The following is a 19487-nucleotide window of genomic DNA, read 5'->3' as shown; positions in this document are numbered from 1 at the left end:
TTGGCTGAGCGTCGACGCGGTGTGCCTGGCGCACCGCGTTGCCTGACTGGCGCTGCTGACCGCTCTGTGTAGGAGCTGCCGCAGGCTGCGATCTTTTGATCCGCAAAGATCGCAGCCTGCGGCAGCTCCTACAGGGTGCAGCGTCCGGCTTACGTGTTTCCAAGGGTATGACCATGTCCCAAGACCGTCGCTACAGCTTCGAGTTCTTCCCGACCAAGACCGATGCTGGGCATGAAAAACTGCTCGCCACTGCCCGTCAGCTGGCCACTTACAACCCTGATTTCTTTTCCTGCACCTATGGCGCTGGTGGTTCGACCCGTGATCGCACCCTCAACACCGTTCTGCAACTGGAAAGCGAAGTCAAAGTACCGGCCGCACCGCACCTGTCGTGCGTCGGCGACAGCAAGGACGACCTGCGCGGCCTGCTGAACGAGTACAAGGCTGCCGGCATCAAGCGCATCGTTGCCCTGCGCGGTGACCTGCCGTCCGGCATGGGCATGACCAGCGGTGAGCTGCGTCACGCCAATGAACTGGTGGAATTCATTCGTGAAGAAACCGGTGACCATTTCCACATCGAAGTCGCTGCTTACCCGGAGATGCATCCGCAAGCACGCAACTACGAAGACGATCTGGCCAACTTCGTGCGCAAGGCTCGCGCCGGCGCCGATAGCGCGATCACCCAGTACTTCTTCAACGCCGACAGCTACTTCTACTTTGTCGACCGTTTGCAGGCGCAGGGTGTCGATCTGCCGATCGTCCCGGGGATCATGCCGATCACCAACTACAGCAAACTCGCGCGCTTCTCCGATGCCTGCGGTGCGGAAATTCCGCGCTGGATCCGCAAGCAACTGGAAGCCTACGGCGATGACACTCAGAGCATTCAGCGCTTTGGTGAACAAGTCGTCAGCGAGATGTGCGAGCGTCTGTTGCAGGGCGGCGCGCCGGGGCTGCACTTCTATTCCATGAACCAGGCTGAACCGAGTCTGGCGATCTGGAATAATTTGAAGTTGCCGCGCTGAAGCAGCTGCAAGCTTCAAGCTGAAAGCTACAAGCAAGATCAAAAGATCGCAGCCTTCGGCAGCTCCTACACAGGGTGATTAATACCAATGTAGGAGCTGCTGCAGGCTGCGATCTTTTGCTTTTAAATGCCCGAAACAGAGCTTCTACTGCCACCTTCTGGCTCTTTCGCGTTTCTCGTCGTAATCTCAAGCCATGCCTTTGATCACGCAGTTATTCGCCGTGCTGGTTTTTGCTTGCCTGAGCTTCGCCGCTCGAGGCGAGAAGCTGCGTATTGTCACCGAACCATGGGCGCCTTACGTCTATGAAGAGAACGGCAAGAACCTCGGGCTCGACTACGAAACCACTGCCATCGTCTTCAAACGTCTGGGTATCGAAGTGGAATGGCAATTCCTCCCGTGGAAGCGCTGCCTGTCGATGCTGGAGACCGGCCAGGCGGATGGCGCGCTGGATATTTTTCACAGTGACGAGCGTGATGCCACCCTGCTTTACCCGAGCGAACCACTGTCGGACGTCGAGTTCGTGATGTTCTACGCCAACGACCGGCCGCACCCGTTCAGCAAACTCGAAGAACTCAAGGGCCTGACCATCGGCACCTCACCGGGTTATCTGTATAGCCCCGACTTCAGCAATTCAACGCTGTTTACCCGTGAGCCCGCGCCGACCCACGAAGCCAACTTTGGCAAACTGGTGCGCGGTCGCATCGACCTGTTGATCACCGATCGCCGCGTTGGTCAGCACTTGCTCGACGAATTGAACATTCGCGATCAGATCAGTGAAAACCCGACCGTTATTAGCCGTCAGAGCCAGTTTCTGGCAGTTCGGCGCAATGCCGGCATGGATTTGCTGGTGCAGCGTTTCGGTGCCGAGCTCAAGCGATTCAAGCGTGAACCCGCGTATGCAGAGTTGAGCGCCCGCTATGGCACCGCGCCCGCCAGCGGCCCCTCGATGGATTCGGCCACGGCCAGCGGCAAAACCGTTGAGCAGCAGGAAAGCAGCGCGCAGTGATTGCTCTGTTATACTCCGGCGTTCCCGCCAGGCTCACGCCCGGACGCCCGGAACCGTAACAGGCCTCTCGACCCGCTACAGCGCAGCTTTGCAGCCCGCGCGAGCGCTCCAGACGTGCCTTCGGAACCGCAGCAGGACCGGACGGGATTGCGTCCTCTTAAACGTGATTCGCGCCAGGCAAGACTCCCATTGGGCCAAGCCCTAACTAAAACAGGATTACTCATGTCCTTTGCTTCCCTCGGTCTCTCCGAGGCTTTAGTCCGCGCCATCGAAGATGCGGGCTATACCGAGCCTACTCCGGTGCAACAGCGGGCCATTCCCGCCGTGTTGCAAGGTCGCGACCTGATGGTTGCGGCACAGACAGGTACCGGTAAAACCGGCGGTTTCGCCCTTCCGATCCTGGAGCGGTTGTTCCCCAACGGTCACCCGGACAAATCCCAGCGTCATGGCCCGCGCCAACCGCGCGTACTGGTCCTGACCCCGACCCGCGAACTCGCGGCCCAGGTTCACGAGAGCTTCAAGATCTACGCCCGTGACCTGAAATTCGTCAGTGCCTGCATCTTCGGCGGCGTCGGCATGAACCCCCAGGTTCAGGCCATGTCCCGTGGCGTCGACGTGCTCGTTGCCTGCCCGGGTCGCTTGCTCGATCTGTGCGGCCAGGGCAGCGTTGACCTGTCCCACGTGGAAATCCTCGTCCTCGACGAAGCCGACCGCATGCTCGACATGGGTTTCGTGCACGACGTAAAGAAAGTTCTCGCGCGTCTGCCGTCCAAGCGTCAGAACCTGCTGTTCTCGGCGACGTTCTCCAAGGACATCACCGATCTGGCCGGCAAGCTGCTGCACAACCCGGAACGCATCGAAGTGACGCCGCCGAACACCACGGTCGAGCGCATCGAACAACGCGTCTTCCGTCTGCCAGCCAGCCACAAGCGTGCGCTGCTGGCGCACTTGATCACCGCCGGCGCGTGGGAACAGGTGCTGGTGTTTACCCGCACCAAGCACGGCGCCAACCGTCTGGCCGAGTACCTGGACAAGCACGGCCTGCCGGCTGTGGCGATCCACGGTAACAAGAGCCAGAACGCGCGCACCAAAGCGCTGGCCGACTTCAAGGCCAACCAGGTACGCATCCTGGTCGCCACCGACATCGCTGCGCGCGGCCTGGACATCGATCAGTTGCCACACGTGGTCAACTTCGAACTGCCGAACGTCGATGAAGATTACGTTCACCGTATCGGCCGTACCGGCCGTGCCGGTCGTTCGGGCGAAGCGATCTCGCTGGTTGCCCCGGACGAAGAAAAACTGCTGAAAAGCATCGAACGCATGACCAAGCAGAAAATCGCCGACGGCGACCTGATGGGCTTCGATTCGAGCACCATTGAAGCCGAGAAGCCGGAAGTGCGCGAGCGTCCGGACGTGCGCAACCCGCGCAATCCACGTGGCCCACGCGGCGACGGGCCGAATGGCGGCGGCGGTGGTGGCGGTCGTAAAGACAAAGGCAAGGACAAGGGCAAAGACAAGCCGGCCGGTGAACGTGGCGAGCGCCCTGCCCGTCAGCAGAAACCGCGCGAAGGCACTCCGGCCCGTGAACAGCGTCCGAGCCAGCCGCCGCGTGCTGCTGCCGATCGCGCACCGGACGAGTTCCTCGACGACGATATCGATAACTTCGGTAACCGCGTTGATTACGTGCCGAAGCCGGCTCCTGCTGGCGGCCGTGGTCGTCGTCCAGGCGCACCGGCTCAAGGTGCTGGCGCAGGTTCGGGCGCACCACGCGGCGGTCAGTCGCAAGGTCGCCAGAACGGCCCGCGCAACAGCAACGGTTCAAGCACCGGCACCCCGCCAGCCAAACGCAGCGGCCCGCGCAACGGCGCACCGCGTGATGGTCAGTCGGGTCGTCGCGACGATTCCGCCTCGTCCTCGCGCAACCGTCGTCCGGCCCGTGACGATCAGCCACGTAGCGAACCGGCTGTGCAAAACCCGCGCAGCAATGGCCCGAAGATCATGCACAAGGAATCGAAAGCCGACCGCTTCCCGACGCCTGAGCAGCTCGATCAACTGCCAAGCCGTCCGCGTGGTGAAAAACCAGCCTTGCTGACCCGCAATCGCTGATTTGACGCTGCAATGAAAAATGCCCCGCCTCGCAAGAGCCGGGGCATTTTTATGGGCGACTCAAACCCGCTTTCTGTAGGAGCTGCCGAAGGCTCCTACAGGGGATCAGGGTTGTGGCGGACAATAAAAAACGCCCCCGGCCTTTCGACCGGGGGCGTTTTTCTGTGGCGAGCGAAAGTTATTTAACTTTCACGCCTTCCAGCGAGATGTCCAGATCCGCAGTTTGCGAGGTAGGACCTGGGCCCTTGATCCCGAAATCGTTCAGGTTGAGGGTGGTCTTGGCGTTGAAGCCAGCACGCTCGCCGCCCCATGGATCCTTGCCTTCGCCGTTGAACGTAGCCTTGAAGGTCACAGGCTTGGTCACGCCGTGCAGGGTCAGGTCGCCGGTCACGTCAGCAGTCTTTTCACCGGTCGACTTAACCGCGGTGGAAACGAACTTGGCATCAGCAAACTTGCCAACGTCGAGGAAGTCTTTGCTGGCGATGTGCTTGTCACGTTCAGCGTGGTTCGACCACAGGCTGGCGGTTTTCACATCAACCGAGATCTTGCTGGCTTCAGGCTTGGCCGAATCCCACGAGAACGTACCGTCGAAATCCTTGAAAGTACCGTGGATGAAGCTGTAGCCCAGGTGGCTGATTTTCCAGTCAACGAAGGCGTGCTGACCTTCCTTGTCGATTTTGTAGTCCGCTGCCATGGCCTGAGCCGAGAGCAGTGCAGAACCGATTGCCAGAGCGGCCAGAGTCTTTTTCAACATGCTTTCTTTTCCTTTGAGTCGAGGTTGAATTTCAGGCTTTGCGACCGAGCATTCGTGTCAGGGTCGCATCACGATCGATAAAGTGGTGCTTCAATGCTGCCAACGCATGGAGACCGGAAAAAATTACCAGCGCCCACGCCAGCCAGAGATGAATCACCCCGGCGGTATCTGCCTGATCCGGTAGTCCGGAAACCAGTGCAGGAACTTCAAACAGGCCAAACACCGGGATCCCGACACCGTCTGCGGTGGAAATCAGGTAACCGGCAAGCATCACAGCGAACAGCGCCAGATACAGAAACCCGTGGCCGAACTTGGCGCCGATACGGGTCATCCGGCTGTAGCTCTGCAGCGTCGGCGGTGGTGGGCTGATAAAGCGCCACAGCACCCGCAACACCATCACGGCCAGCAACACCAGGCCAATACTCTTGTGCAGATCCGGCGCTTCTTTGCGCCAGCTGCTGTAGTAATCCAGCCCGACCATCCACAAGCCCAGCGCGAACAGCCCGAAGACCACCAGCGCCACGCCCCAGTGCATGAAGATGCTGACCCAACCATAGCGCGAAGAAGAGTTACGTAGCTGCATTGCCCAAATCCTGTGAGAACTGCGAACCAAGACTAGCGAGTTATCTATCGAATTAAAGCGGAAAATTTCGCTTTGAAATATCGAGAAATACGATCAAGAGTCTGTAAGTGGCGTGTTAAGGAAAGATTAAAGGGAAAAGTGTGGCGGGATGTTAGGTGGCAGATACTGATGATGCGCTGTCTGGACAGGCCTCATCGCGGGCAAGCCCGCTCCCACAGTGGTCGGTGGCGTTCACAAATCCTGCGTTCACCTCAGAAACCTGTGGGAGCTGGCTTGCCAGCGATGGGGCCCTCACAGGCAAAAAAAAGCGCGGCATAAACGCCGCGCTTCTTCATTCACCGCAAGGCTTACTGCGCCTTGGTCTCGGTCGTTGCCGCTGGCTTCTTCGCCGGTTCAGCCTTCTTCGCTGCCGGTTTCGCCGCAGGCTTTTTCGCTTCGGTTTTAGCCGCCGGCTTCTTCGCCGCAGGCTTGGCCGCCGCTTTCTTCGCCGGTGCAGCTTTCACTGGTGCCGCAGGCTTCGGTGCTTCCACCGGAGCTGGCACAGGTGCCGGAGTCGGCGCAGGTGCTGGCGCGACCGGAGCTGGAGTCGGCTCTGGTGCTTTCACTGGCTCAGGCTTCTTGTCGTCATCCGAACCGCCGAACAGGTTGCTGAAGAAGTTGCCCTTCTTCGCCGCCACGGCACCCGCCGCGCCTGCCGCTGCTGCAGCCGGAACCACTTTCGCCGGTTCAAACGATTTGCCAGCCGCCAGGTCTTCAACCTGACTCGCCGCCCGCTGGCCGGTGCGCAATGCGCCTTCCAGCGTGCCCGGGTACAAGGTGTCGGTGTGTTCGCCAGCGAACGTCACGCGTTGCAGCGGACGTTCCCACAGGCGCCAGAACTTGCTGATCTGGCCCGGGCCATAAGCCAGGTAAGCGCCGCCCATCGACGGGTCGGTGCTGTAGCGGCGGATTTCATAACCGGTGAACGAGCCACGGGCCTGTGGATAAAACGCGTGCAGACGAATCAGCACCTGATCGACCATCTGCTTGTCGCCGAACGCCTGCATCACGCGGGCGTTGTCGCCGGACAGGTTGATCACCACGTTGGCGCCGCCCTTCAGCGCAGGTTCGATCCAGAGCATGCCGAGACCGGTGTTGCTGTAGATCTCGCCGGACATGCGCGCCTTGCTTTCCCACACCGGCGTCTTGAACTTCAGCATGATCTGGTCGCGCCAGCCGTAGTTGGTGCCTTTGATCGCGGCCAGATGCTGAGCATCCAGTGCCGGGGTCAGCGCAATCTTGTTCAGTGCGCGCAATGGCACGGCCAGTACGACGTAATCAGCCTGGTAGCCAACACTGCCGACCTTGACGGTCACGCCGTCCTTGTCCTGATTGATCGCCGACACCGGCGAGTTGGTCTTGATGGTCTTGATCTGTTTGACGAACGCCTGCGCCAGCACCTGGCTGCCGCCAACCAGACGCGAAGCGCGCAGGTCACGGTCGGAAACGCCACGATACACGCGGTTCTGCTGAGCGAAATACAGCAACGACAGACGCGAAGGTTCGTCGTAGTGAGTGCGGATGTCCTGGTTGATCAGCTGGCGCGCGGTGGCCGGAAGATTCTGCTTGTCGAGCCAGCTCGATACGGTGATCTGGTCCAGCGCGTGCAGCGTGCTGGTCGCCGCCGGGTTCTGCGGGTCGTCGATCGAGCGGGCCAGATCGTCAAGGGTTTTCTGGTAGCGCTTCAAGGCATCGGCGGTGGCCGGTTGCTTGGTCGCCAGATCAGCGGCGGAGAAATACTCGCCGTCGATCAGATAACCCGGAGTACGTACGAATTCCGGAGCCGGCGTGGTGCCCAGCTTGAATGTCGAAACGTACTTGTTCAGCACCGGCTGCGTCTTGTCGTTGCCAATCCACTCGCTGGTGGCCATGCCGGAGCGACCGCCCAGGCTCGGCTTGGCTTCCAGCAGCGTGACCTGCCAGCCTTTGTTTTGCAGTTCGTAAGCGGCGGTCAGGCCCGACAGGCCGCCGCCGATCACGATTGCAGTTTTATCCTTGGCCAGCGCCGTAACGCTGAACAGCCCCAACATCACCAGCGCACAGGCGCGCAGCCAACCGACAGACATTCAGCGAACTCCGGAAATAACACAGAAAAAAGCAGTTGTGCGGGTCAGACAACCCAAAGAACCGCGAAGAATACGTTAGCCATCAAAACGCCGCCAGCGACGTCTATCGGCTCATACAAAGTAGCTCAATCGACACAATGGGTTGTCCCCGCGCGACGCATTGCATAGGCTTGCGCGATTGTTTGCCCGCGCCTGACGCGAGCCGCCTCGAGGAGACTGTAAATGGGCCTGAATAACCAGTGGATGCAACGCGACCTCGCGGTGTTGTGGCATCCCTGCACCCAGATGAAAGACCACGAACAGCTGCCGCTGATCCCGATCAAGCGCGGTGAAGGCGTCTGGCTCGAAGACTTCGAAGGCAAGCGTTACCTCGATGCTGTCAGCTCGTGGTGGGTCAACGTGTTCGGCCATGCCAACCCGCGCATCAACCAGCGCATCAAGGATCAGGTCGATCAACTGGAACACGTGATTCTGGCCGGCTTCAGCCATCAACCGGTGATCGAGCTGTCCGAGCGACTGGTGAAGATGACGCCGGAAGGGCTGAACCGGGTGTTCTACGCCGATAACGGTTCGTCCTGTATCGAAGTCGCGCTGAAAATGAGCTTTCACTACTGGCTCAATCGCGGCCAACCGAACAAAAAGCGCTTCGTCACCCTGACCAACAGCTACCACGGCGAGACCATGGCGGCGATGGCCGTCGGCGACGTGCCGCTGTTCACCGAAACCTACAAAGCGCTATTGATGGACACCCTCAAAGTGCCGAGCCCGGATTGCTATGGGCGCCCCGAAGGCATGAGCTGGGAAGAACACTCGCGCAACATGTTCGCCGCCATGGAACAGACTCTGGCCGAGAATCATGACAGCGTCGCGGCAGTGATTGTCGAGCCGTTGATTCAGGGCGCCGGCGGCATGCGCATGTATCACCCGGTGTATCTGACGTTGCTGCGCGAAGCCTGTGATCGCTACGGCGTGCACCTGATCCTCGACGAAATCGCCGTTGGTTTTGGCCGTACCGGGACGATGTTTGCCTGTGAGCAGGCCGGCATTCGCCCGGACTTCCTCTGTCTGTCGAAGGCCCTGACCGGCGGCTACCTGCCACTGGCGGCGTGCCTGACCACCGACGAGGTTTACAGCGCGTTCTACGACGACTATCCGACCCTGCGCGCCTTCCTCCATTCGCACAGCTACACCGGAAACCCGCTGGCGTGTGCGGCGGCACTGGCGACGCTGGATATCTTCGAGCACGACAACGTTATCGAAAACAACAAGGCACTGGCCCAGCGCATGGCCTCGGCGACGGCGCATCTGGTCGATCACCCGAACGTCTCCGAAGTGCGCCAGACCGGCATGGTTCTGGCCATCGAGATGGTCAAGGATAAAGCCACCAAAGAGGCCTACCCTTGGCAGGAGCGCCGCGGTTTGAAGGTGTTCCAGCATGCGCTGGAGCGTGGTGCGTTGCTGCGCCCGCTCGGCAGCGTGGTGTATTTCCTGCCGCCGTACGTAATCACCCCGGAGCAGATCGACTTCCTCGCCGAAGTCGCTAGCGAGGGTATCGACATTGCCACGCGCGACAGCGTCAGCGTCGCCGTACCGAAAGACTTCCACCCCGGCTTCCGCGATCCGGGCTAACCGTAACTTATCGTTCCCACGCTCCGCGTGGGAATGCAGCCCGGGACGCTCCGCGTCCCAAAGCGGACGCAGAGCGTCCATTGAGGCATTCCCACGCAGAGCGTGGGAACGATCTAATCTGAGAGACCCGAAATGAGACTGTCCCGCTTCTTTATCGACGCCCCCCTGAGCACCGGCGAACACGAATTGCCGGAGGCCCAGGCGCATTACATCAGCCGCGTGCTGCGCATGGCCGAGGGCGATGCGGTGCAGTTGTTCGACGGATCTGGCCATGAGTTTCGCGGCGCTCTGCTGGAAGTCGGCAAGAAGCGCGTGACCGTGCAGATCGACGAGCAATTCGCCGGTCAGGTCGAATCGCCGCTGCACATCCATCTCGGCCAGGGTTTGTCCCGTGGCGAGCGCATGGACTGGGCGATTCAGAAAGCCACCGAGCTGGGCGTGAATGAAATCACGCCGATCTTCAGTGACCGCTGTGAAGTCCGCCTCAAGGACGAACGCGCCGACAAACGCCTGCTGCACTGGCGCCAGGTGGCGATCAGCGCGTGTGAACAGTGTGGGCGCTCGCGGGTGCCGGTGATTCATCCGCCGGTGTTGTTGGCAGACTGGATCAAGCAGACCGAAGCCGAGTTGAAACTGGTGCTGCACCCGGTCGCGGAGCCGTTGGTGAGTCATGCCAAACCGGCGACGCTGGCTTTCCTGATCGGGCCGGAAGGCGGTTTGACGGATGCCGAAGTCGAGCAAGCCAAAGGCAACGGCTTCCACGCCGCCCGCCTTGGCCCGCGGGTCTTGCGTACCGAGACGGCGCCGGTGGTTGCACTGGCAGTGGCCCAGCAGCTTTGGGGGGATTTCTAATCCACAATTGGAATACGTTCCCCTGTAGGAGTGAGCCTGCTCGCGATAGCGGTGGATCAGCCACAAACGCTGTCGACTGACAGGACGCTATCGCGAGCAGGCTCACTCCTACAGGGGGATGGTGGCGTCTCTAGAGGACATAAAACAGAATCGCGACAAAGTGCAGCAAGCTCCCGGCAATCACGAACAGATGCCAGATCCCATGCGCGTGCCGCAGCCGGTGATCCAGGGCAAAAAAGATAATCCCCACCGTGTACAAAACCCCGCCTGACGCCAGCCAGGCAAACCCGGTAGTGCCCAGCGCCGCAATCAGCGGCTTCACCGCCACCAACACAATCCAGCCCATCACCGCGTAAATCACGATCGACAGAATCCGCGCTTCCGAACGCGGTTTGATTTCCTGCAGGATGCCAATCAGCGCCAGCCCCCAGACAATCCCAAACAACGTCCAGCCCCATGGCCCGCGCAGGGTCACCAGGCAGAAAGGCGTGTAGCTACCGGCAATCAACAGATAGATCGAAAAGTGATCGACCTTCTTCATGATCGCTTTCTTGCGCCCGCGCACGCTGTGGTACACGGTGGATGCGCTGTAGAGCACCAGCAAGGTGAACGCGTAAATCGCCACACTGACAATCTTCCACGGGCTGCCGTCGAGGCAGGCGATCACCAACATCCAGACGCCGCCGACAAAAGCCGCCACTGCCCCGACCAGATGGGTCCAGGCGTTCAGTTTTTCTCCGTGATACATGTATCGCTTACCTCATATTCATTACCGCAGCGCGCAAGGCTCGGGCCTTGAGCGTAAAAGCGCAATCAAAAGATCGCAGCCTTCGGCAGCTCCTACCTTCGAACGCATTCCAATGCAGGAGCTGCCGAAGGCTGCGATCTTTTGCTCTTGCGTGCACAATCGACGCATTCCAAAAAGAGTCCGCGCCATGCTGATCGACGAAGAGTTGACCCTGAAAAAACTCGAGGTGTTCCTCGCTTTCATGCGCACCGGCAACCTCGCCCGTGCTGCTGCCGAGCTGCAGACCAGCAACGTCAGCGTGCACCGCGCGATCCACTCGCTGGAAAGCGCCCTGCGCTGCCCGCTGTTCAAACACGAGGGCCGCAACCTGACACCGCTGGAAAGTGCTTATGTGCTGGAGGAGCGCGCGCAGAAGCTGATCAACGACGTCGTCGAAAGCGTACGCCTGACCCGCGAAGCCGCTGGCTTCTCGGCTGAACGCTTCAAGCTTGGCTCGCTGTACTCGCTGACGGTGAAAACCGTGCCGCAACTGATCATGGGCCTGAAAATCCGCCGCAGCGAACTCAACATCGACCTGATACTCGGCTCAAACATCGACCTGCTCTACAAGCTGAAGAACATGGAAGTCGACGCGATACTGGTGTCGCTGGACGACAGCATCAACGACCCGGATTGCGAGCAGATTGCACTGTTTTCCGACGACATCTTCCTCGCCACCCCGGCGGACTCAAAGTTCGCTCAGCGCAGTGAAGTGGATCTGGCTGAGGTGCGTGATGAAACGTTCATCACCCTGACCCAGGGCTTTGCGACGCATCAGGACGGCAACCGGGTGTTCAAGCAAGCGGGTTTCGAGCCGAAGGTGGCGATGCAGGTGAATGACATCTTCACGCTGTTGAGCATGGTCAGTTCGGGGGTGGGTTATGCGTTGCTGCCAGGAAGGATTGCGGCGGTGTATGAGAATCGGGTGAAGCTGATTCCGTTGCAGGCGAAGTATCGGTTGCAGCAGCACATTGGCGTAGTGTTTTTGAAAGCCAAGGAGCGCGATCCGAATTTGCTGGCGTTGTTGGCGGAGTGTCGGATGTATGCGAATCGGCAGTTGGCGGATTAACAGCAGATCAAGAGCTTACCCCCTCACCCCAGCCCTCTCCCCCAAGGGGGCGAGGGGGAAAGGGAGCAGATCGGGGGCTTTTCAAAACCTGAGTTCGACTCAGGAATTTCAGGTCGGCGTACCTCCAACATCCACCTCGGTCAGTCCTCTCTCCCTCAAGGGGTAGAGGGAGCAGATCTCCATGGGTCTCAAAGCCTGAGTTCGACTCAGGACTTTCAGGTCGATGTATAACGCCAAAACACCTCGGTCAGTCCCCTCTCCCCCCGGGAGAGGGCTAGGGTGAGGGGCTTTTGATCTTCAGCCCACAATCCCGCGAACAATGAAGAACAACAGCGACGGCCCAAGCAAACACCCCAGCCCGGTATGGAACGTAGCCGTCAACGCCCCATAAGGCACCAACCGCCGATCCGTCGCCGCCAGCCCCGCCGTCACACCGCTCACTGTCCCGGCCAAGCCACCAAACACCATCGCCGAACGCGGGTTATCCAGGCCCATCCAGCGCGCCGCGACCGGCGTGCCGACCATCACCAGAATCGCCTTGATCAACCCGGTGGCAATCGACAGCGCCATCACATCCGAGGTCGCGCCAATCGCTGCACCGGTCACCGGCCCGACGATATAAGTCACCGCGCCCGCGCCAATGGTGGTCATGCTCACCGCATCGCGATAACCGAACGCCCAGGCCATGCACGCGCCGACAATAAACGGCAGGATCGTGCCCAGCAGCAGCGCAATCACACCAATCATCCCGGCCTTCTTCGCCTCGGTCGCCTGCACTTCAAACGCCGTGGCCACAATCGCAAAGTCACGCAGCATCGCCCCGCCCATCAGGCCGATGCCGGAGAACAACGTCAGGTCCGCCAGACCTTTCTGGCCACCGGTCATGGTGCCGCCGACCCACGCCAATACCAGACCGATGACGATGGCAATCGCCGAGCCGTGGATGCGTCCGAACGTCAGGCGTTTGGACAGAACCACCGACACCCACATGATCACGCCGACAAAAGCGAATGCAGTGACCAGTCCGTTATGTTCCAGACCTTTCTCGATGAGATCCCACATATCAGCGGCCTCCTACTGGCGTGCCGACCGGGGAGATTTCCGCCGGCTCGTCGGGCAATGGCTCGCCTTTATGCGTGCGGCTGATCAAGGCAATCGTGCAGCCACAAACCACCACCGAACCGATTGCCGCCAGCACCGCCACCGGGCCACCGTGCAGCGCAGTGACAACGTTCTGTTGCGCCGCCATCGCCACCACCACCGGAATGTACATCGCGCCCCAGAAGCCGACGCCCATCTCGCATTCCTTGGTCATGCCGCCGCGCTTCTGCATCCACAACCGCGCGCAGATCAACAGGATCATGGCGATGCCGACCCCGCCGACATTGGATTTGACGCCCAACAACACGCCGAGCATGTCACCCATGATCACCCCTGCCAGCGTACAGATCGCGAGCAGCGCCACACCGTAAATAATCATTGTTGTAGTCCTCAAAGTGCATCGTCGAATGTTGTTTTTGTTGTTCGAAGCTTGAGTCGGCGGTTTTAAGGTTGGCGGCCACCCTCCTCACGCAACAGCGCCTGCAAGGTGTCGAGACGCGCACTGTCGAAGGCAGCGACCGTGCCCTGCTCGAACACCCGGCGCGCCAGCCCGGTCAGTACCGCACCGGGCGGCAGTTCGATCTGTAAACGCACGCCGCGCTCGTAGGCGCTTTGCACGGTGCCGCGCCAGTCCACCACGCGGCACATGTTGAAGGCGAGGTCGTCGCGCAGCGCTTCTACTTTGGTCACAGGGCGTGCGCGACTGCCGCTCAGGTAGGCGACCCGAGGGGTTTTCAGTTCAATTTTGGCGAAAGCTTCGGCGAGGGTTTGCGCCGGTTTTTCCAGCAATGGGCAGTGCGACGGCACGCTCACTGCCAAACGTTTTGCCAGACCAGCGCCGCGACTGCGCGCCAGTTCGGCCACGGTTTGCATGGCCTTGTCGCTACCCGCAATCACCACTTGGTTATCGGCGTTGATGTTGGCCAGATACACCGGCGAATCCTCGCTGTGCACCTGCGCCAGCAGCGTTTCGACTGTGGATAACTGCAGACCGATGATCGCGGTCATGCCGTAGCCTTGTGGATAAGCCTGTTGCATCAGTTCGCCGCGCAGGCTGACCAGATGCAACGCGTCGCTGAAGCTCAAAGAACCGGCAACCACCGCTGCCGGGTAAGCGCCGATGGACAGACCGGCGACGTAATCCGCTGTGAGTCCGTCCTGCAATAACTGCCGTGAAGCAGCGACACCAGCGATCAGCAGGCAGAGTTGAACCGCTCTTGTCGTGCGCAGTGCTTCGCTGGAATCGAGCAGCAAAACATCCTCACCAAGCACATCACTGGCTTCGACCAAGGTTTCGCGAGGCAAGCGCTGAAGCATGCCCGCTTGCTGCGCGCCCTGGCCGGGGAACACCAGCAGGCTGCTCACGCTGCCTGCTCCTGCGGGTTCCACGGATCAATCACCAGGCAAGCCTGATGAGCATTTTTCAGCAACACGCGCGCCGAACCGCTGGCCCATTCACGCAACGCCACAGCGCCTAGCGGCGTCTGCAATTGCATATCGACCCGGCACACGGCTTGATCGAAAATCGCGACGAATTTGCGTGCCTGATTACGGGTGATCAGTTGCGGTGTACGCAGAATCAAATCGAGGTCGCTGGCCGCGTGCATCGCGGTAGAACCACTGGCCAGTTCAAACCCGACACTGCCGCTGACACCCCAGACCCAACCGCAATCATCAAGCATCGGCCGCAGTTGCTTGAGCGCCTGCATGACCGGCAGATCGCGCTCGCAGTCGACGTGACACAGCGCTTCCGGACTGACCCGACAGGCAATCGAATCGACCGCCATAAACGCTGCCAGCCGCTGCTCGCGCAACACGCCGCGCAAACCGACCGCGACGTAACCTTCCTCGCTCAACGCCCGCCGCACCACCACCGGTTGCCCGGCGCCCAGCGACTCGACTGCCCACAGCGGCGCATCCGCCGGCAACTGCGCCGGGGTCATGCCCCAGAGCAGATCGTGGGCCAGAGGCGTGTTCACCACTGCGCCCTCAACAATTCGCGCACGCGGCTGGAGGCAGCACGATTCTTCGCGCCGAGACGATTGCTCAAGTCAGTGCTGGAGATATCGCCGATGGCTTGTTTGAGGCATTCGTTCACCCGTGCCAGATCCTCTGCGGTTGGCTGCTCAATCTGCTGCACCGACAGGGTTTCCCAGAGCAAACCGAGGCTCGCATAACTGTCGATGTCATAAGCCATTGGCGGCACACTGGCGGCCAGCGCTTCCAACTCTTCAACACTGCGCAACGTCACCCGCGCCGCCGAAGCCTTGCCCATCGCATGCACCATCACGCCCGGATCACGCAGCGCAATCAAACGATTGGCCTGATAACCGTGAGCCAGAAACGCTCCGGACATCGCCTTACCGACCAACAACGCAATCACTGGATGCCCGGCCAAACGTGCGCGGGCATAACTGTCCGCCGCCCCGGCCAGCGCCTGATGAATACCGAGCGCTTCTTCGCGCCGACCATAAGCCTGGCTCGGCACATCGACGATGGCGATGATCGGGCGCTTTTGCGCTTTATCGCGGTCAGCGCTGATCGCATCATCCACAGCTTTGGCCAGACCCCAGCCCTCAAGCAAACCGACTTCGCCATTGCGAGCGCGCGGGAAACGATTGTCCGGATCAGCAACCACCGCGATAAAACGCCCCAGCTCACCGTCGGCAACTTTCAACGAGGCCGGCAGCCCTTCGACCGCGACAGCGCCCGCGCTCAAGGCGTTGAACCAGTTCAAACCCCGCAGTGAATAACCGCTCATGAGCGCTCTCCTTGATACAGATCGCGAACCACCGACGGTTCGATTTGCGGGTCAGTGTTCAGACTGCTCAGGCGTTGCAGAAACCACTCGGCGCGCTGGCTGCGCGGTTGCTTCGGCAAACCTTGCTGAAGCAATTCGCCGACCTGCTGACGAATCTTCGCCACGTCATCAGCGACATAACGATCGACCAGACCGCTGGCGAAACGCTGCTCGCCACCGGTCAGGCTCCAAATGAACGGCCGGTCGCGGGAGTCGTATTCTTCGATCCCGGCTTCTTGCTCAATCACCTGCGGGCCGTTCAAACCGAGACGTGCTTCCTGAGTCACCAGCAAATAGCTGCACAACGCCGCCGCAATCGACATACCACCGAAGCAACCGACGCTGCCCGCAACCACGCCGACCACCGGTTGGTACTGCTGCAGATCGACAATCGCCGCGTGAATATCGGCAATTGCCGCCAGCCCGAGATTGGCTTCCTGCAAGCGCACACCACCGGTTTCCAGCAGCAGCACCGCGCGGGTCGGAATGCCTTTGCGGTTGTCCTCAGCCGCCAGTTCCAGCGCGCCGGCAATCTTCGCCCCGCCGACTTCGCCAAGGCTGCCACCCTGAAACGCGCCTTCAATCGCGGCAATCACCACCGGCAACCCGTCGAGGCTGCCCTTGGCGATCACCACACCGTCATCGGCCTGCGGCACCACGCCCTGGCGTTCAAGCCACGGCGACATCACCCGTTGAAACGGGTCGAGCAATTCGCGAAAGCTGCCGGCATCGAGCAAGGCTTTCGCCCGTTGCCGCGCGCCGAGTTCGACGAAGCTGTGTTTGTTGAGCAACGCGGCGCTGTCAGTCATGGCCGATCTCCTCGAAACCTTGTTCCAGACGCAAGCGCACCACCCCCGGCGTCGCGCCGAAATCGTGGATATCAATAGCCATGGCCGGCGGCGTGGTGCCGTCGAACATCCGCGCAAACAGGTGCTGCCAACGCAGTTGCGCGCCGTTGACCGAGGTCTGCACATTGATCGTCAGCTTGCCGGCCAGGCCCGGTTCGATCAGCACTTCCAGATCACCCGAGCCGACACAACCGACCAGCGCACGACCGCGTGGCGGCTGCCCGGCGGGGAATTCAAACGATAGGGTTTCCATCAAAACGCTCCCTGAAGGATGCCGTCGCGCTCGATGCGATCGAGCAGCAGCGTGGCGGCGAGCAAGTCGGCGGCGCCACCGGGCGAGGCATTCAATGCGATGAGTTGTTGATCCAGTTCGTGCAAGCGACGGCGACCGCTGAGACTGGCGCTGCCACCGGCGTCGAGCACCGCTTGCGCGCCGAGTTGCATGGCCTGCAAACCCTCTTCGCCGGCGCGGTAGAGCACGCAGGTGTCGGCCAGATTGGTCATGATTGCGAGCAAAGCGTCGAGCCGGGCGTTCTGTTCGCCGTGGCCATTGGCGCGGCTGCGCTTGAGTTGTGGCAGGCCGCGTTGCAGCACCGAAGGGAAGCCGAGTTGCGCTTCTTCACGCGCGCCGCGTGCGCCGTAACGCAGGGCGACTTGCGCGCCGTGGCTCAAGGGTTTTGGTGCGTGGCGATCGTCCAACAAGGCTAGACGTGCGGCGCGCAGAGAGACTTCGTTGACACTAGAAGATTGTGGTTCCAGTGCAGCGGCGGTCACCAATAATCCCAAGGCCCAGATCGCCCCGCGATGCGTATTCACACCGTTGGTGGTGGCGAGCATCGCTTGTTCACCTTCACGGCCGATGCGGCCAATCGCTTCGCGCAACGTTGAATCGACTTCACCGATTTCAACCGCCGCTTCAGCCATTTCCTTGAACGCCGGCCACAACGACAGCGCCGACGCGTGCATCAGGCCCAAGTGCAGATCGGCGTGTGCGCCATTGCCACGACGGTCGACCAGTGCCGGTTTCGGCGACAGATCGGCTTCGTCGATCAGCGCGTCCACCGCCAGATCGGCCAATCGATCAGCCAGAGATATTGGTTTCGCTTGCAGGTTAAGTGCGTGCATTACCAGCTCCTGAATTTCGCGGGCGGGTTGTACAGGCCGCCGGACCACTCGACCAGATCAGCCACGCTTTTCGCCGCGAGCAATTCGCGGGTGGCGTCGGTGCGGCGGATACCGAGGTCTTCGGGCAAGGCGATCAGGCCTTCGCGGCGCATGCGTTCGGTGTCTTTCGGGTTGTGGCGCAGGCCGATGGCGGTGACACCCGCGACGGCGGCGATCATCGCCTGGCGCTCTTCCAGCGAGCGCGCCTTGTACAGGTAGGCGATGCCTTCTTCGGTGAGCAGGTGGGTAACGTCGTCGCCGTAGATCATGATCGGCGCCAGCGGCATGCCGCTTTTCTTCGCCACTTCTACCGCGTCGAGGGTTTCAACGAAGGTCGGTTTGCCGCCCTCCTGGAAGGTCTCGACCATTTGCACCACGAGTTTTTTGCCGCGTTCGAGCATCGGCTGCTGCGAGTCGTCATGACGCATGTCCAGCCACGCCGGGGTGCCGTGACGCCGACCGCGCGGGTCGTGGCCCATGTTCGGCGCGCCACCGAAACCGGCGAGGCGGCCACGGGTCACGGTTGAGGAATGGCCATCGCCATCGACCTGCAACGTCGCGCCGATAAACAGATCCACCGCGTATTGTCCGGCGAGCTGGCAGAACATCCGGTTGGAACGCAGCGAACCGTCGCGGCCGGTGAAAAACACGTCCGGGCGGGCGGCAATGTAATTTTCCATGCCCAGTTCGGTGCCGAAGCAATGCACGCTTTCGACCCAGCCACTTTCAATCGCCGGGATCAATGTTGGGTGCGGGTTGAGCGTCCAGTTGCGGCAGATCTTGCCTTTGAGGCCGAGGGATTCGCCGTAGGTCGGCAGGATCAATTCGATGGCGGCGGTGTTGAAACCGATGCCGTGGTTGAGCGACTGCACGTTGTGTTTTTCGTAGATCCCGCGAATCGCCATCATCGCCATCAACACGTGCACAGGCTTGATGTGCCGTGGGTCGCGGGTGAACAGCGGTTCGATGTAGAACGGCTTGTCGGCCACCACGACGAAATCGACCCATGACGCAGGAATATCTACGCGCGGCAGTTCGCTGACGTCGTCGACCAATTGGTTGACCTGGACGATGACGATGCCGTCGCTGAACGCGGCCGGTTCGATCAGCGCCGGGGTGTCTTCGGTGCTCGGGCCGGTGTAGATGTTGCCGGCGCGGTCGGCCATGAACCCGGCCGAGAGCACGACGTTGGGAATCAGGTCCACCACCAGTCGGGCATAGAGTTCGATGTAGGTGTGGATTGCGCCGATTTCCAGCAGGCCGTCTTCGAGCAACTGGCTGATGCGCAGGCTCTGGGTGCCGGCGAAGGAGAAATCGAGCTTACGGGCGATGCCGCGTTCGAACAGGTCGAGGTGCTCGGAGCGACCGACGCTGGGCATGATCATGTGCAGGTCGTGGAGCTTTTCCGGGTCGGCTTTGGCCAGCGAGCGCGAAAGGAAATCCGCTTGCTTCTGGTTGTTGCCTTCCAGCACCACACGGTCGCCGGGATGGATCAGCGCTTCGAGCGCGGCGACGATCTTGTCGGTGGGCAACACCACACCGTCGGCCAGCGCGCGCACCTTGTCGAGGCGGCGCTGCTTCTCATCGCGCCGCCGCGTCCAGCGCGAGTCGGGGGAAATTGTTGTTGTCATGCTCACTCCACGGGGTTCGCTGTCGTGGAGCTA

Annotated in this window: 19 protein-coding genes; 6 read left to right on the top strand and 13 right to left on the bottom strand. The window is 60.9% G+C overall.

What is annotated here, in order from left to right:
* Positions 1-173: 173 nt before the first annotated feature.
* The 3 genes from metF (at position 174) to AK821_RS03285 (ending at position 4131) form a co-directional block, all read left to right on the top strand.
* On the top strand, positions 174-1019 hold the full coding sequence (metF, locus tag AK821_RS03295) for a methylenetetrahydrofolate reductase [NAD(P)H] (RefSeq protein ID WP_064388104.1): 846 nt from the start codon (positions 174-176) through the stop codon (positions 1017-1019).
* Positions 1020-1212: 193 nt separating this feature from the next.
* Positions 1213-2025, top strand: coding sequence for a substrate-binding periplasmic protein (locus tag AK821_RS03290; protein WP_064388103.1), 813 nt, complete (start codon positions 1213-1215; stop codon positions 2023-2025).
* A 222-nt stretch (positions 2026-2247) separates the two neighbouring features.
* Positions 2248-4131, top strand: a complete 1884-nt coding sequence (locus tag AK821_RS03285) for a DEAD/DEAH box helicase (protein WP_064388102.1) — start codon at positions 2248-2250, stop codon at positions 4129-4131.
* A 178-nt stretch (positions 4132-4309) separates the two neighbouring features.
* Here AK821_RS03285 and AK821_RS03280 read toward each other — a convergent pair whose 3' ends face one another.
* The 3 genes from AK821_RS03280 to AK821_RS03270 all read right to left on the bottom strand — a co-directional run bounded on the left by AK821_RS03280 (position 4310) and on the right by AK821_RS03270 (position 7573).
* On the bottom strand, positions 4310-4885 hold the full coding sequence (locus AK821_RS03280) for a YceI family protein (RefSeq protein WP_007913714.1): 576 nt from the start codon (positions 4883-4885) through the stop codon (positions 4310-4312).
* Between the two features lie 31 nt (positions 4886-4916).
* A complete protein-coding gene (locus AK821_RS03275; RefSeq protein ID WP_007913713.1) occupies positions 4917-5468 on the bottom strand; it encodes a cytochrome b in 552 nt (183 codons plus the stop codon).
* A 347-nt stretch (positions 5469-5815) separates the two neighbouring features.
* Positions 5816-7573, bottom strand: coding sequence for a flavin monoamine oxidase family protein (locus AK821_RS03270; RefSeq protein WP_064388101.1), 1758 nt, complete (start codon positions 7571-7573; stop codon positions 5816-5818).
* Positions 7574-7795: 222 nt separating this feature from the next.
* On the opposite strand from AK821_RS03270, the gene AK821_RS03265 reads away from it, so the two are divergent.
* Together AK821_RS03265 and AK821_RS03260 are read left to right on the top strand one after the other, a co-directional pair.
* A complete protein-coding gene (locus AK821_RS03265; RefSeq protein ID WP_064388100.1) occupies positions 7796-9202 on the top strand; it encodes an adenosylmethionine--8-amino-7-oxononanoate transaminase in 1407 nt (468 codons plus the stop codon).
* A 132-nt stretch (positions 9203-9334) separates the two neighbouring features.
* Complete coding sequence (locus tag AK821_RS03260) at positions 9335-10054, top strand: 16S rRNA (uracil(1498)-N(3))-methyltransferase (protein ID WP_007913710.1); 720 nt, start codon at positions 9335-9337, stop codon at positions 10052-10054.
* A gap of 130 nt (positions 10055-10184) precedes the next feature.
* Here AK821_RS03260 and trhA read toward each other — a convergent pair whose 3' ends face one another.
* Entirely contained in the window at positions 10185-10802 is a 618-nt protein-coding gene (gene trhA / locus AK821_RS03255; protein ID WP_064388099.1) for a PAQR family membrane homeostasis protein TrhA, read from the bottom strand.
* 187 nt (positions 10803-10989) lie between these two features.
* Between trhA and AK821_RS03250 the strand changes: the two genes are divergently transcribed.
* Complete coding sequence (locus AK821_RS03250) at positions 10990-11910, top strand: LysR family transcriptional regulator (RefSeq protein ID WP_064388098.1); 921 nt, start codon at positions 10990-10992, stop codon at positions 11908-11910.
* Positions 11911-12207: 297 nt separating this feature from the next.
* Here AK821_RS03250 and madM read toward each other — a convergent pair whose 3' ends face one another.
* The 9 genes from madM to mdcA all read right to left on the bottom strand — a co-directional run bounded on the left by madM (position 12208) and on the right by mdcA (position 19454).
* Positions 12208-12972 (bottom strand): malonate transporter subunit MadM, encoded by a 765-nt coding sequence (madM, locus tag AK821_RS03245; protein WP_064388097.1) that lies wholly within the window; start codon positions 12970-12972, stop codon positions 12208-12210.
* 1 nt (position 12973) lies between these two features.
* Positions 12974-13390: a malonate transporter subunit MadL gene (gene madL, locus AK821_RS03240; RefSeq protein ID WP_038358777.1), complete on the bottom strand. Its 417-nt coding sequence runs from the start codon at positions 13388-13390 to the stop codon at positions 12974-12976.
* A gap of 65 nt (positions 13391-13455) precedes the next feature.
* A complete protein-coding gene (gene mdcH / locus AK821_RS03235) occupies positions 13456-14376 on the bottom strand; it encodes a malonate decarboxylase subunit epsilon (RefSeq protein WP_064388096.1) in 921 nt (306 codons plus the stop codon).
* Complete coding sequence (locus AK821_RS03230) at positions 14373-14993, bottom strand: malonate decarboxylase holo-ACP synthase (protein ID WP_064388095.1); 621 nt, start codon at positions 14991-14993, stop codon at positions 14373-14375. Before AK821_RS03230 ends, mdcH begins: the two co-directional genes overlap by 4 nt.
* Positions 14987-15772 (bottom strand): biotin-independent malonate decarboxylase subunit gamma, encoded by a 786-nt coding sequence (gene mdcE / locus AK821_RS03225; protein ID WP_064388094.1) that lies wholly within the window; start codon positions 15770-15772, stop codon positions 14987-14989. Before mdcE ends, AK821_RS03230 begins: the two co-directional genes overlap by 7 nt.
* Positions 15769-16620: a biotin-independent malonate decarboxylase subunit beta gene (locus AK821_RS03220; protein WP_064388093.1), complete on the bottom strand. Its 852-nt coding sequence runs from the start codon at positions 16618-16620 to the stop codon at positions 15769-15771. The genes mdcE and AK821_RS03220 overlap by 4 nt, the downstream gene beginning before the upstream one ends.
* Positions 16613-16912 (bottom strand): malonate decarboxylase subunit delta, encoded by a 300-nt coding sequence (locus AK821_RS03215; RefSeq protein ID WP_007913697.1) that lies wholly within the window; start codon positions 16910-16912, stop codon positions 16613-16615. Before AK821_RS03215 ends, AK821_RS03220 begins: the two co-directional genes overlap by 8 nt.
* Positions 16912-17784: a triphosphoribosyl-dephospho-CoA synthase gene (locus AK821_RS03210; RefSeq protein ID WP_064388092.1), complete on the bottom strand. Its 873-nt coding sequence runs from the start codon at positions 17782-17784 to the stop codon at positions 16912-16914. Before AK821_RS03210 ends, AK821_RS03215 begins: the two co-directional genes overlap by 1 nt.
* On the bottom strand, positions 17784-19454 hold the full coding sequence (gene mdcA / locus AK821_RS03205) for a malonate decarboxylase subunit alpha (protein WP_064388091.1): 1671 nt from the start codon (positions 19452-19454) through the stop codon (positions 17784-17786). The genes AK821_RS03210 and mdcA overlap by 1 nt, the downstream gene beginning before the upstream one ends.
* Positions 19455-19487: the final 33 nt, after the last annotated feature.

The sequence above is a fragment of the Pseudomonas sp. RIT-PI-r genome, assembly GCF_001297015.1.
Classification (GTDB): Bacteria; Pseudomonadota; Gammaproteobacteria; order Pseudomonadales; family Pseudomonadaceae; genus Aquipseudomonas.
The sequence above is the reverse complement of the archived record's forward strand: the minus strand, read 5'-3'. Positions and strand labels throughout refer to the sequence as shown.

Coding starts and splice junctions, on each gene's coding strand:
- mdcE (WP_064388094.1), bottom strand. CDS start 15,772: ATGAGCGGTTATTCACTGCGGGGTTTGAACTGGTTCAACGCCTTGAGC.
- AK821_RS03265 (WP_064388100.1), top strand. CDS start 7,796: ATGGGCCTGAATAACCAGTGGATGCAACGCGACCTCGCGGTGTTGTGG.
- trhA (WP_064388099.1), bottom strand. CDS start 10,802: ATGTATCACGGAGAAAAACTGAACGCCTGGACCCATCTGGTCGGGGCA.
- AK821_RS03210 (WP_064388092.1), bottom strand. CDS start 17,784: ATGCACGCACTTAACCTGCAAGCGAAACCAATATCTCTGGCTGATCGA.
- AK821_RS03275 (WP_007913713.1), bottom strand. CDS start 5,468: ATGCAGCTACGTAACTCTTCTTCGCGCTATGGTTGGGTCAGCATCTTC.
- AK821_RS03215 (WP_007913697.1), bottom strand. CDS start 16,912: ATGGAAACCCTATCGTTTGAATTCCCCGCCGGGCAGCCGCCACGCGGT.
- AK821_RS03270 (WP_064388101.1), bottom strand. CDS start 7,573: ATGTCTGTCGGTTGGCTGCGCGCCTGTGCGCTGGTGATGTTGGGGCTG.
- AK821_RS03260 (WP_007913710.1), top strand. CDS start 9,335: ATGAGACTGTCCCGCTTCTTTATCGACGCCCCCCTGAGCACCGGCGAA.
- AK821_RS03220 (WP_064388093.1), bottom strand. CDS start 16,620: ATGACTGACAGCGCCGCGTTGCTCAACAAACACAGCTTCGTCGAACTC.
- madL (WP_038358777.1), bottom strand. CDS start 13,390: ATGATTATTTACGGTGTGGCGCTGCTCGCGATCTGTACGCTGGCAGGG.
- AK821_RS03285 (WP_064388102.1), top strand. CDS start 2,248: ATGTCCTTTGCTTCCCTCGGTCTCTCCGAGGCTTTAGTCCGCGCCATC.
- AK821_RS03250 (WP_064388098.1), top strand. CDS start 10,990: ATGCTGATCGACGAAGAGTTGACCCTGAAAAAACTCGAGGTGTTCCTC.
- AK821_RS03280 (WP_007913714.1), bottom strand. CDS start 4,885: ATGTTGAAAAAGACTCTGGCCGCTCTGGCAATCGGTTCTGCACTGCTC.
- madM (WP_064388097.1), bottom strand. CDS start 12,972: ATGTGGGATCTCATCGAGAAAGGTCTGGAACATAACGGACTGGTCACT.
- metF (WP_064388104.1), top strand. CDS start 174: ATGTCCCAAGACCGTCGCTACAGCTTCGAGTTCTTCCCGACCAAGACC.
- AK821_RS03290 (WP_064388103.1), top strand. CDS start 1,213: ATGCCTTTGATCACGCAGTTATTCGCCGTGCTGGTTTTTGCTTGCCTG.
- mdcA (WP_064388091.1), bottom strand. CDS start 19,454: ATGACAACAACAATTTCCCCCGACTCGCGCTGGACGCGGCGGCGCGAT.